11 protein-coding genes are annotated in these 11,992 nt (G+C 72.4%); 3 read left to right on the top strand and 8 right to left on the bottom strand.

The window, feature by feature from the left end:
- The first annotated feature begins 88 nt into the window (after positions 1-88).
- Both ACH4G3_RS13075 and ACH4G3_RS13080 read left to right on the top strand, forming a co-directional pair.
- On the top strand, positions 89-1,108 hold the full coding sequence (locus ACH4G3_RS13075) for an ATP-binding cassette domain-containing protein (protein ID WP_397624523.1): 1,020 nt from the start codon (positions 89-91) through the stop codon (positions 1,106-1,108).
- The gene (locus tag ACH4G3_RS13080) at positions 1,105-1,953 is read left to right on the top strand and encodes an ABC transporter permease (RefSeq protein WP_397624524.1); all 849 of its coding nucleotides are present in this window, start codon (positions 1,105-1,107) and stop codon (positions 1,951-1,953) included. Before ACH4G3_RS13075 ends, ACH4G3_RS13080 begins: the two co-directional genes overlap by 4 nt.
- A 68-nt stretch (positions 1,954-2,021) precedes the next feature.
- Here the strand turns inward: ACH4G3_RS13080 and ACH4G3_RS13085 are convergent, their stop codons facing one another.
- The 6 genes from ACH4G3_RS13085 to pdhA all read right to left on the bottom strand — a co-directional run bounded on the left by ACH4G3_RS13085 (position 2,022) and on the right by pdhA (position 9,144).
- Positions 2,022-3,128, bottom strand: a complete 1,107-nt coding sequence (locus ACH4G3_RS13085) for a potassium channel family protein (RefSeq protein WP_397624525.1) — start codon at positions 3,126-3,128, stop codon at positions 2,022-2,024.
- Positions 3,125-4,507, bottom strand: coding sequence for a molybdopterin molybdotransferase MoeA (locus tag ACH4G3_RS13090; protein WP_397624526.1), 1,383 nt, complete (start codon positions 4,505-4,507; stop codon positions 3,125-3,127). The genes ACH4G3_RS13085 and ACH4G3_RS13090 overlap by 4 nt, the downstream gene beginning before the upstream one ends.
- On the bottom strand, positions 4,504-5,493 hold the full coding sequence (locus ACH4G3_RS13095; RefSeq protein WP_397624527.1) for an NTP transferase domain-containing protein: 990 nt from the start codon (positions 5,491-5,493) through the stop codon (positions 4,504-4,506). The genes ACH4G3_RS13090 and ACH4G3_RS13095 overlap by 4 nt, the downstream gene beginning before the upstream one ends.
- An 86-nt stretch (positions 5,494-5,579) precedes the next feature.
- Positions 5,580-7,001, bottom strand: coding sequence for a dihydrolipoamide acetyltransferase family protein (locus tag ACH4G3_RS13100; protein ID WP_397624528.1), 1,422 nt, complete (start codon positions 6,999-7,001; stop codon positions 5,580-5,582).
- The gene (locus ACH4G3_RS13105) at positions 7,001-8,005 is read right to left on the bottom strand and encodes an alpha-ketoacid dehydrogenase subunit beta (RefSeq protein WP_397624529.1); all 1,005 of its coding nucleotides are present in this window, start codon (positions 8,003-8,005) and stop codon (positions 7,001-7,003) included. Before ACH4G3_RS13105 ends, ACH4G3_RS13100 begins: the two co-directional genes overlap by 1 nt.
- Positions 8,002-9,144, bottom strand: a complete 1,143-nt coding sequence (gene pdhA / locus ACH4G3_RS13110; protein WP_397624530.1) for a pyruvate dehydrogenase (acetyl-transferring) E1 component subunit alpha — start codon at positions 9,142-9,144, stop codon at positions 8,002-8,004. Before pdhA ends, ACH4G3_RS13105 begins: the two co-directional genes overlap by 4 nt.
- Positions 9,145-9,335: 191 nt before the next feature.
- Here pdhA and ACH4G3_RS13115 point away from each other — a divergent pair, with 191 nt between their 5' ends.
- Positions 9,336-9,821 (top strand): Lrp/AsnC family transcriptional regulator, encoded by a 486-nt coding sequence (locus ACH4G3_RS13115; RefSeq protein WP_397624531.1) that lies wholly within the window; start codon positions 9,336-9,338, stop codon positions 9,819-9,821.
- Between the two features lie 2 nt (positions 9,822-9,823).
- On the opposite strand, the gene ACH4G3_RS13120 is transcribed toward ACH4G3_RS13115, so the two are convergent.
- Both ACH4G3_RS13120 and ACH4G3_RS13125 read right to left on the bottom strand, forming a co-directional pair.
- The gene (locus ACH4G3_RS13120; RefSeq protein ID WP_397624532.1) at positions 9,824-10,414 is read right to left on the bottom strand and encodes a TetR/AcrR family transcriptional regulator; all 591 of its coding nucleotides are present in this window, start codon (positions 10,412-10,414) and stop codon (positions 9,824-9,826) included.
- Positions 10,411-11,928 carry a 3-hydroxyacyl-CoA dehydrogenase gene (locus tag ACH4G3_RS13125; protein WP_397624533.1) on the bottom strand — a complete coding sequence of 506 codons (1,518 nt, stop codon included), beginning with the start codon at positions 11,926-11,928 and terminating at the stop codon, positions 10,411-10,413. The genes ACH4G3_RS13120 and ACH4G3_RS13125 overlap by 4 nt, the downstream gene beginning before the upstream one ends.
- Between the last annotated feature and the right edge of the window lie 64 nt (positions 11,929-11,992).

An 11,992-nucleotide genomic window follows, 5' to 3' on the forward strand; every position in this document is an offset into this window, starting at 1 on the left:
GACCGAAATCCCTTTGCCGGACCGATGAGTTTTCGCGACGGTGAAGGTCTCCCCATGCGTGGCCCACGTACTCGGAAGGAACCGACACATGAGCACGCAGACGTCCGGCCTGGCGATCGAGACCGCGGGCCTGGTGAAAACCTTCGGCGAAACGAGGGCGGTCGACGGAGTGGACCTGACCGTGCCCGCGGGCACGGTCTACGGCGTCCTCGGCCCGAACGGCGCCGGCAAGACCACCACCGTGAAGATGCTCGCCACGCTGCTCCGGCCGGACGGCGGCGAGGCCCATGTCTTCGGCCACGACATCGTCCGCGAGGCCGACGAGGTACGCGGCCGGGTGAGCCTCACCGGCCAGTACGCGTCAGTGGACGAGGACCTCACCGGCACCGAGAACCTAGTCCTGCTGGGCCGGCTGCTCGGCCACCACAAGAAGGCCGCCCGGGACCGCGCCGCCCAGCTCCTGGAGGCCTTCGGGCTCACGGAGGCGGCCGGGAAGCAGGTCAAGCACTACTCGGGCGGCATGCGGCGCCGCATCGACATCGCCGCGTCCATCCTCAACACCCCCGACCTGCTGTTCCTCGACGAGCCGACGACCGGCCTCGACCCGCGCAGCCGCAACCAGGTCTGGGACATCGTGCGGGCCGTCGTCGCCCAGGGCACCACCGTGCTGCTGACCACGCAGTATCTGGACGAGGCCGACCAGCTGGCGTCCCGGATCGCCGTCATCGACCGCGGCCGGGTGATCGCCGAGGGCACCAAGGGCGAGCTGAAGTCGTCCGTCGGTGCCGGATCCGTCCATCTACGGCTGAGAGACCCGGACCAACGGGACCTGGCGGCGGACCTGCTGCGCCGGGCCCTCGACGCGCAGGTGCAGCCGGAGCACGATCCGGTGGCCCTGACCGCCCGTCTCGGTGCGGCGGTGAGCGACGACAACGCCGCCCAGCAGGCATCCCGCGCGCTGAGCGAACTGGCCCACGCCGGGATCACCGTCGACAACTTCTCACTGGGCCAGCCCAGCCTGGACGAGGTGTTCCTCGCCCTCACCGGGCACGACACGCACGACTCCACCGACCACTCCGACGACCCGAAGGACGAGGTGGCGGCATGAGCACCGCGACGACCACCGAGAGCGCGGAACTCGCTCCGGTCAGCGCCGAATCCCTCGCCGCGCTGCTCATCTCCAAGGAGCGTCCGCCCCGGCCCAGCGCCTGGTCGACCTCGATGACCTTCGGCTGGCGGGCGATCCTCAAGATCAAGCACGTGCCGGAGCAGCTCTTCGACGTCACGGCGTTCCCGATCATGATGGTGCTGATGTACACGTACCTGTTCGGCGGGGCGCTGGCCGGCTCGCCGAAGGAGTACATCCAGTTCCTGCTGCCGGGCATCCTCGTGATGTCGGTCGTGATGATCACGATGTACACGGGCGTCTCGGTCAACACCGACATCGAGAAGGGCGTCTTCGACCGGTTCCGCAGTCTGCCGATCTGGCGGCCCTCGACGATGGTCGGCTACCTGCTCGGCGACGCCCTGCGGTACACGATCGCGTCCGCCGTGATGCTCACCGTCGGCATCATCCTCGGCTACCGGCCGGACGGCGGGATCGGCGGTGTGCTCGCCGGGATCGCCCTGCTGGTGGTCTTCTCGTTCGCCTTCTCGTGGATCTGGACCATGTTCGGGCTGATGCTGCGCACCGAGAAGTCGGTGATGGGCGTCAGCATGATGGTGATCTTCCCGCTCACCTTCCTGTCCAACGTCTTCGTCGACCCGAAGACCATGCCGGGCTGGCTCCAGGCCTTCGTCAACAACAGCCCCATCACCCATCTGGCGTCGGCGGTGCGCGGCCTGATGGGCGGTGACTGGCCGACCGCCGAGGTCGCCTGGTCGCTGGGCTGGGCAGGCCTGTTCGTGCTGGTCTTCGGGCCGATCACGATGCGGCTGTACAACCGGAAGTAGGCCGTGGGGCCGTGGCCGGCCGTCGCGCACGGGGTGAGTGCGTGGCGGCCGGTCTGTCGTCCTGCCGGTCAGTTGCGGGGCATCGGCGGCAGCGGCCGGACGTCGGGCGCTATCTGTGAGCCGGGCGTCGCCCGCACGATCGTGATGAGCCGGTCGGTCAGCTCGAGCGTCCCGACAGCCGGATCGTCGTAGCCGAGCACCCGGTGACCGCGTATGACGCTCACCACCAGGTCGGTGATCTCCCGCGGGGTCTTGCCCACCTCAGCCTTGACCACCGGCCGTTCGACGATGTCGAGGCCGCTGCCCTGCTGGATGAGGTCCTCCATCACCATGCCCGCGGAGGGGCTGAGCACCGAGAGGCCCAGCAGCCGGCCGGCGGCGCTGGCACTGGTGATGACCGCGTCGGCGCCGGACTGCTTGAGCAGCGGCGCGTTCTCCTCCTCCCGCACGGCGGCCACGATGTTCGCCCCGCGGTTGAGCTGCCGGGCCGTCAGCGCCACCAGGACCGCCGTGTCGTCGCGCTGCGTCGCGATGATGATCTGGCGCGCCTTGTGCACCTCGGCCCACTTCAGCACCTCGCTGCGCGTCGCGTCCCCGACGATGCCCGCGTAGCCCTCGGCGGTCGCGGCGTCGATCACCTTGGAGCTGGGGTCGACCACGACGACCTGCTCCTTCTTCAGGCCGGTCGCACAGACGGTCCGGATCGCCGACCTGCCTTTCGTGCCAAATCCGATGACGACGGTGTGATCGCGCAAGGTGGACCTCCAGCGGGTCAGTCGCCACTCCTCCCGGGTGCGTTCGGTGAGGGCTTCGAGGGTGGTGCCGACCAGGATGATCAGGAACAGCACGCGCAGCGGCGTGACGACGAGGATGTTCGTGAGCCTGGCGGTGTCACTGGCGGGGGTGATGTCGCCGTAGCCGGTGGTGGAGAGGGTGACGGTCGCGTAGTAGAACGCGTCGAGGAGAGTCATGCCCCCGCCCGCGTTGTCGTTGTAGCCGTCGCGGTCGGCGTAGACGATCAGCGCGGTCACGACGAGGACCACCAGTGCCATGGAGAGCCGCTTGGCGACCTGGCCGATCGGGTGCTCCACCACTTTCTTCGGGAGTTTCACCCGATGGGTCACCAGGTGCTCGTCCGCTTGGCGGGCAATCGCGTCCTGGCCCGGAAGTTTCACGTGAAACACACCCCGATTCCTCCGGACGCCCAGGGCAGGTCGAGCAGTTCCGCCTCCTGCTCCGCACGGGCACCGCCCGGGGTGACGACGGCCAGCGCGTCGGCCGCCGCGATGCCGCGCAGCATGGCCGGTCCGTTGTAGTGCAGCGGCACGGCCTGGTCGCCCCGCAGGACGACGGGGACGAGCCGGGTGTCGTGCGGGTGCCCGTGCACGGCGTCCCTGAGCGGCAGCGTGTACGGCTCCGGGGCCGGGCGGGCCGCGAGGGTCCGCAGCAACGGCTCGGCGAGCGTCAGCAGCCCGGAGACGGCGGCGAGCGGGTTGCCCGGCAGGCCGACGAGGTGCTGGGTCTCCGTGATGCGCGCCAGCAGCATGGGGTGGCCGGGGCGCACCTTGACGCCGTCCACGAGGAGTTCGGCACCGATGCGGCCCAGCGTGGGGTGGACGTGGTCGACCGGGCCGGCGGCGGTGCCACCGGTGGTGACGACGACATCGGCGTCGGACGTGGTGATCGCCCGGTGCAGCGCGTCGGCGTCATCACGGATACGCCGTACGGCGGTGACCTCGGCGCCGAGCGCCCGCAGCCACGGCGGCAGCATGGGGCCGAGCGCGTCCCGGATCAGACCGTCGTGCGGCCGTCCCTCGGTGAGCAACTCGTCGCCGAGGACGAGGACTTCGGCACGAGGCCGGGGAACGGCGGCGACGGTGTCGTACCCGGCGGCTGCGGCGAGCCCGAGTACGGCCGGGGTGACGAGCGTGCCGACGGGGAGCAACTGGTCGCCGCTGCGGCATTCCTGGCCGCGCGGGCGGATGTCCTGGCCGGGGACGACGTCCCTGGTCGCGTGGAGGCGGCCCTTGTCGTCGGTGCGGCCGTGCTCGCTGCGCAGAACGGCGGTCGTGTCCGGGGGGATGCGGGCGCCGGTGGCGATCCGGACGGCCTCGCCGTCGGTCAGGGGCTCGTGATCGGAGTGCCCGGCCAGGACGCCGTCGTCGCGTACGTCCCAGGGGGCGGGTCCGGCGACCGCCCAGCCGTCCATCGCGGAGGTGTCGAAGGAGGGGAGGTCGGTGAGGGCGTCCAGGGGGGTTGCCAGGGTGAGGCCGAGGGCGGCTTCGAGAGGCACGGAGACGGGCCTGCGGCGGGCGGCCCGGGCGGTGTTCCGGGCGGCGCGTTCGGCGATGGCCCGGGCCTCCGGCCAGGGGGTGGCGTGGTGGCGGGTGCCGGGCCGGGGAGAGGTGTCCGGCCGGCCGGAGGCGCGGCGGCTGTCCGTCTCACCCCGTTCGGCGGGGCCGGGCAGGTCGTTGCTGTTGTTCACGAGGGCGAGCACCTCCTCCACGTCGAGGTCCTCGGCGTCCTCACCGGCGCGTGTGCCGTGCGGGGTCATCCCGCGTCCGGGCGGGTGTCGGGCGTCGCGTCGGGGGCGACGTCACCGCCCGGGGGAGTGGCCCCGGGGCGGGTGCCGGAGGGCTGGGCCTCGGAGGCGCTCTCCTCCGCCCAGCGGGCGGCGAGGGCCGCGGCCTTGCGGGCGGCCTCGGCGACCGCCTCGGGGCCGCCGCCCGCCCAGGCGGCCGCGTAGCCGACGAGGAAGGTGGTCAGCGGCGCTGCCGGCCGGTCCACACCGTGGGCGGCGTCGCGGGCGAGGTCGAGCAGAAGGCGGGTGTCGACGTCGAGGTCGATCCCCAGGTCGTCCTTGACTGCGGAAATCCATTCATCCAACACGTGCCCATGCTCCCTGATACGAGCCCTTGCGGTGGCGATGTCGTCCCAGGTGTCGCAGTCGAAGGACGCGACGGGGTCGGAGATGCGGGTGAGGTCCAGCTCGGCGATCAGCCGCCGCAGCGGCAGACCGGCGAGACCGTCGTGCCGGTCGGTGAGCAGCGCGAGCACCTCGCGCAGCCGGGACGCGTCGTACGCGGCCACGAGTGGCTGGTCACGGCCCTCGGGGTCGGTCAGCAGGGCGCCGTCGGCGGTGCCCGCCCGGAGGGTGCTGAGGAGCCGGTCGACCGTGTGCTCCTCAAGGAACGGCAGATCGGCGGAGAGCGCCACGACGTGTTCCGCCGTGGTGTGCCGGAGCCCGGCGGCGAGCGCGGCGAGCGGTCCGCCGCCGGGCGGGTCTTCCTGGGCCCAGGTCACGGGCCGGGCCGTCGGCCGGGGCGCGGCGACGACGACGGTGCCGTGGGCTCCCGCGCACGCGGCGAGCACACGGTCGAGCAGGGCCCGGCCGCCCACGCGCACACCGGGTTTGTCCGCGCCGCCGAGGCGCCGGGCGGCACCCCCGGCGAGCACGACGGCGTCGTACGCGGCGGGGGCCGGCCCGCGCGCGGGGCCGGTGCCGGCGCCGGATTCACCGGGGGGCTGAGAGGCGGTCACACCCCGAGTATGCGTGCCCCCGCGATCACAAGGAACGCGGGGGAACCGACAAGATCAGGGGCACCAGCTCGCCGGCGGAACAGGAATCACAGCGTCCGCAGCAGCACCGCCGGCTGTTCCACGCAGTCCGCCACGTAGCGCAGGAAGCCTCCCGCCGTGCCGCCGTCGCACACCCGGTGGTCGAAGGTGAGCGACAGCTGTACGACCTGCCGCACCGCCAGCTCGCCCTCGTGCACCCACGGCTTGGGGATGATGCGGCCGACACCGAGCATGGCCGCCTCGGGGTGGTTGATGATCGGTGTGGAGCCGTCGACGCCGAAGACCCCGTAGTTGTTCAACGTGAAGGTCCCGCCGGTGAGTTCCGCGGGCGTCAGCGTCCCGGTCCGGCCCGCCTCGGTCAGCCGGGCGAACTCCGCGGTCAGCGACTCGGCGTCGCGCGCGTGCGCGTCCCGGACGACCGGGACGACGAGGCCCCGGTCGGTCTGCGCGGCGAAGCCCAGGTGCACATGGTCGAACCGGACGACCTCCCTGGCCTCCGCGTCCACCGTGGAGTTGAGCTCGGGGAAGCGGGCGAGGGCCGCCGTGCAGATCCGGGCCAGCAGGGCCAGGAGGGAGATCTTGGGACCGCCGGCCGCGTTCATGGCCGTGCGCGCCCGCATGAGCTCCGTGGCGTCGGCGTCCACCCAGCAGGTCGCGTCCGGGATCTCGCGGCGGCTGCGGGCCAGCTTGTCGGCGACGGCGCCCCGGATGCCCTTGAGCGGGGTGCGGATCTCGCCGTGGGCCGCTGTCACGGTGGGCTGCGGTGCGAAGGGCTGCGGTGCGGTGGGCTGCGGTGCGGAGGGCTGCGGTGCGGTCGCCGTGCCCGTCGCCTGCGGCACGGGGGCGTGCGGCTGCGCCGCCGCACCCGCTCGGGCAGCGGCACGCAGCGCGTACTCCACGTCCGCCCGCAGGATCAGCCCGTCGGGGCCGGACCCGGTCAGCTCCCGCAGGTCAAGGCCGTTCTGCCGGGCCAGCCTGCGGACCAGGGGCGAGATCACGGGGACGGGACCGTCCTCGGTCTCGGGGGCACCCGCCTGCCCGTTCACCGCCGCCGGGGGGCCCTGCCCGGTCACGGCCCGGGAGCCGGCCGCGGACGCGCCGGACACCGGCCTCTCCCGCAGCACCCTGCGCCGCCGCGCGGGCGCCTCGGACGTGCCGTATCCGACCAGGACGTTCCCGGAACCCTCGGCACCGGCGGCGTCCCCTTCCCCGGATGCCGGCCGCTCCCCCACCGCGACCGTGATCAGCGGCGCTCCGACGGGCAGTTCCGTGCCCTCCTCGCCGAAGCGGGCCGTGACCACACCGCCGTAGGGGCAGGGCACCTCGACCATCGCCTTGGCCGTCTCGACCTCGACGACCGGCTGGTCGATCGCGACGACGTCGCCGACCTCGACCAGCCAGCGCACGATCTCCGCCTCGGTGAGCCCTTCGCCCAGGTCGGGCAGCTTGAACTCGAGCACCTGTGCCATCAGCTCTCGGCCTCCCACTGCAGACGCCCCACGGCGTCCAGGATCCGGTCCACTCCGGGCAGGTGGTGACGCTCCAGCATCGGCGGCGGATACGGGACGTCGAACCCGGCCACGCGCAGCACCGGCGCCTCCAGGTGGTGGAAGCAGCGCTCCGTGACCCTGGCCGCGATCTCCCCGCCCGGGCCGCCGAAGGAGCCCGACTCGTGGACGACGACCGCGCGTCCCGTCCGCCGCACCGAGGCGCACACCGTCTCGTCGTCGAACGGCACCAGGGAGCGCAGGTCGACGACTTCGAGGTCCCAGCCCTCGGCCCGGGCCGCCTCCGCCGCCTCCATGCAGACGGGCAGGGACGGCCCGTACGTGATGAGCGTGGCGCTCCGGCCCGAGCGCCGCACCACCGCGCGGCCGATCGGTTCAACGGGCGTGGGCTCCTCCGGGTTCCAGGAGTCCTTCGACCAGTACAGCCGCTTGGGCTCCAGGAAGACGACCGGGTCGTCGGAGGCGATCGCGGCGCGCAGCAGACCGTAGGCGTCGGCGACGGTGGCCGGCGTGACGACATGGAGCCCCGGAGTCGCCATGTAGTACGCCTCGGAGGAGTCGCTGTGGTGCTCGACGCCGCCGATGCCGCCGCCGTAGGGGACGCGGATGGTGATCGGGAGCGGCATCCTGCCGCGGGTGCGGTTGCGCATGCGGGACACGTGCGAGATGAGCTGCTCGAACGCCGGGTAGGCGAACGCGTCGAACTGCATCTCCACGACCGGGCGCAGGCCGTACATGGCCATGCCCACCGCCGTGCCCAGGATCCCCGCCTCCGCGAGCGGGGTGTCCGTGCAGCGGTCCTCGCCGAACTCCTTGGCGAGTCCGTCGGTGACGCGGAAGACGCCGCCGAGGGTGCCGACGTCCTCGCCCATGACGTGCACGGCGGGGTCGGCGGCCATGGCGTCGCGCAGCGCGCGCGTGAGGGCCTGCGCCATGGTGGACGGCTTGACGGCGACGGTGGTCATCGGTGCGTCCCCTCCGACTCGCTCTCGGCCTCCAGCTCGGCCCGCAGCTGGTCCTGCTGTTCGCGCAGTTGGGGGGTGGGCTCGGCGTAGACGTGGGCGAACAGGTCCATGGGGTCGAGCGCCGGGTCCTGGTTCATGTGCGCGCGCAGGTCGGCGGCCATCGCCTCGGCGGCGTCCCGTGCGGCCTGCTTTCCGGCCTCGTCGAGCAGGCCGCGCCCGGTCAGCTCCCGCTCCAGCAGCTGGATCGGGTCGTGCTCGCGCCAGGTCTCGACCTCGGCGTCGCCGCGGTAGCGGGTCGCGTCGTCGGCGTTGGTGTGGGCGTCGACGCGGTAGGTGATCGCCTCGACGAGGGTGGGTCCGCCGCCCGCGCGCGCGTGCCGTACGGCGTCGCTCAGCACCTCGTGCACGGCGGCGGCGTCGTTGCCGTCGACCAGGCGGCCGGGCATGCCGTAGCCGACGGCCTTGTGGGCCAGCGAGGGGGCCGCGGTCTGCTTGGCGAGCGGGACGGAGATCGCGAAGCCGTTGTTCTGCACCAGGAAGACCACCGGGGCCTGCCAGACGGCGGCGAAGTTCAGCGCCTCGTGGAAGTCGCCCTCGCTGGTGCCGCCGTCGCCGACCATGGCCAGCGCGACCACGTCGTCGCCCTTGAGGCGGGCGGCGTGCGCGAGGCCCACGGCGTGCGGCAGCTGGGTGGCGAGCGGGGTGCACAGGGGGGCGACCCGGTGCTCGTAGGGGTCGTAGCCGGTGTGCCAGTCGCCGCGCAGCAGCGTGAGCGCCTCGACTGGGTCCACACCGCGGGCCACGACGGCGAGCGTGTCGCGGTAGCTGGGGAAGAGCCAGTCCTGCTCCTCCAGCACGAGCGCGGCGGCGATCTCGCAGGCCTCCTGGCCGGTGGTGGAGGGGTAGACGGCGAGGCGGCCCTGCTTGGTGAGCGCGGTGGCCTGCGCGTTGTAGCGGCGGCCCTTGACGAGCTGCGCGTACAGCGTCCGCAGCAGCTCCGGGTCGGCCTTCGCGGCCGCCTCGGTGCCGAGGACGCGGTACGGCTCGGCGTCGGGCAGCAGCGGCGCGGGGTCCATGCGCGGCTGCCAGGCGGGCGGCGGGGTCGGCCGGTACGCGCCCCGCTGCTCCATGACCGTCATGACGGCACCTCCTCGTGGGAGCGGCTTCGTGCAGGCGCGTCGGCTGTGATGCGCCTCACCTACCGATTGTTCGGTCGTCGGCACAATTTGGCTACGGGTGGCCTCAGGCTGTGGACAAACGGTTCTCCACAGCCTGTGATGGACGCAGTACGTCCACTGCAGGGAGGCGGGCGCAGGTGGCATCTGAACAAATGGCCGAAAGCCAGGAGGACAGCGGCCTGCTGCCGCCGGCGCGTCCGCTGGACGCCATCGACCAGGACATCCTGCGCATGCTCCAGGCGGACGGCCGCGCCTCGATACGGTCGGTCGCCGAGCGGGTCCACGTCTCGCGCGCCAACGCCTATGCCCGCATCAACCGGCTCGTCGAGGACGGTGTCATCCGCGGCTTCGGCGCCCGCGTCAACCATGAACGGGCAGGCCAGGGGACATCCGCCTACATCACCCTGAAGATCGTGCAGAACTCCTGGCGCACGGTGCGCGAGGAGCTCAGACAGCTGCCCGGCGCCTCGCACATCGCCCTGGTGGGCGGGGATTTCGACGTACTGCTGCTGGTGCACGTGTCCGACAACCGGGCGCTGCGCGAGCTGGTGCTGACCCGGCTCCAGGCGATCCCGCAGGTGCTCAGCACGCGCACGCTGCTGGTGTTCGAGGAGGAGGACCTGGAGCCCCAGAGCTGAGCTCAGGCGCTCTTGCGCAGTCCGCCGAACGCCAGCTGCACCACCGCGTCGGCCACCTCGCGCTCGCTCATGCCCCGCCCGCCCGGCTTGTACCACTCGACGATCGAGTTGATCATGCCGAAGACCAGCCGGGTCACCAGCCGCACCTCTATGTCGCCGCGCACGTCCCCGTCCGCGGCGGCGGCCTTGAGCAGGTCGGCCACCCGGTGGTCGAAGTCGCGGCGGCGCTCCAGGGCCCACCGCTCGGTGTCCGTGTTGCCGCGCACGCGCAGCAGCAGAGTCACGTAGGGCAGTTCGGCTATGAGCACCTCGACCATGCGCCGGACGACGTACTCCAGACGCTCGGCGGCGTTCCCCACGCGCGCGTGCTCCTCGCCGAGGATCCCGAAGAGGCCGTCCAGAGCCCGGCTCACGGCACGGCGCAGCAGCTCTTCCTTACCGGTGACGTGGTGGTAGATCGACGACTTGGAGATGCCGGCCGCCTTGGAGAGGTGCTCCATGGAGGTGCCGTCGTAGCCGCGCTCGTTGAACACCCGGACGGCGACGGACAGCAGAGTGTCCGGGGTGTACGTGTCGCGCTTGGCGGTGGTCATGAGGCGTTGCCCTCCCGCTTGTCGGAGGCGTGGGCGTGGCGGTACAGCGCGAGGGACGGCGTGTAGCGCCCCGAGGGGTCGCGCAGGTGCAGGTCGTCCAGGAGCGCGTAGGCCCAGTAGCGGCCGAGCCGGCGGCTCCACTCGAAGGGACCCAGGGGGTAGTTGACACCGAGACGCATCGCGGTGTCGATGTCCTCCTCGGTGGCCACGCCCTTGGCGACCGCGTCGTGCGCCAGGTCGATGATCCGCGCGACCGTACGGGCGACGATCATGCCGGGGACGTCGCCGATGACGCTGACCTTCTTGCCGAGCGCCTGGAACAGGCCGATGGCCTCGGCGAGGGTCTGCGGGGAGGTGTCCTGGGAGGCGGACAGGGCGATCCGGGTGGCCTTGCGGTAGTCCAGGGCGAGGTCGAAGTAGACGACGTCCCGGAACTCCACGGAGGTCTGGCCGTCGGCGAGGGCGAGCTGGCCGCCGCTCGGCAGCACCATGCGGGTGCCGTTGTCCTCGTCCTCGTCGCGGACCGGGATGCCCGCCTCGCGGATCAGCGCGAGCAGGTCACCGGCCGGGCCCAGGTCGCCCTCGGCGACGACGTACGCGGGCGGCTGCCGCCGCTCCGCGGTGTCCGGCTCGGGGCGCTCGGCGCCGTCGCGGTGGTCGTACCAGCCGTGGCCGGTCTTGCGGCCCAGCCGGCCGGACTCGACCAGGCGGCGCTGGGCGAGGGACGGCGTGAAGCGCACGTCCTGGAAGAAGGACTCCCAGACCGACCGCGTGACGGACTCGTTGACGTCCTGGCCGATCAGGTCGGTCAGCTCGAACGCGCCCATCCTGAAGCCGCCCGACTCGCGCAGCACGGCGTCGATGGTGGCCGGGTCGGCGCCCTGCGCCTCGTAGACAGCGAAGGCCTCGGCGTAGAAGGGCCGGGCGATGCGGTTGACGATGAAACCGGGCGTGTCGGCGCAGGCGACCGGCGTCTTGCCCCAGGCGCGGGCGGTCTCGTACGCGCGCGTGGCGTACGTGACGTCGGTGGCGAACCCGGAGACGACCTCGACCAGCGGCAGCAGCGGTGCGGGGTTGAAGAAGTGCAGGCCGACGAAGCGGCCGGGGATGCGCAGGGCGCCGCCGATGGCGGTGACGGACAGGGACGAGGTGTTGGTGGCGAGCAGGCAGTCGTCGGCGACGATGCCCTCCAGCCCGCGGAACAGGTCCTGTTTGACGTCCAGCCGCTCCAGGACCGCCTCGACGACCAGGGCGCAGTCCGCCAGCTCGGAGAGGTCCTCGGCGGGCAGCAGCCGGGTGCGGGCGGCGTCCCGGTCGGCGCCGGTGAGCCGGTCCTTCTCGACGAGCCGGTCCAGTCGGGCACCGATCGCGTCGGCCGCTTCCCGTGCGCGCCCGGGGATGGTGTCGTACAGCCGTACGGGATGGCCCGCGACCAGCGCGACCTGGGCGATTCCCTGGCCCATGGTGCCAGTGCCGACGACGGCCACGGGGCTGCTGAGGTCGAGTGCTGTCATGTGCGCGATCCTCCCGCACGGGGTTTTCCACAGATGCGGCGGACCCCCTTGAACCGACCGATCG

Origin of the sequence: Streptomyces afghaniensis, from assembly GCF_044327915.1 — a bacterium.
Lineage (GTDB): Bacteria > Actinomycetota > Actinomycetes > Streptomycetales > Streptomycetaceae > Streptomyces > Streptomyces afghaniensis.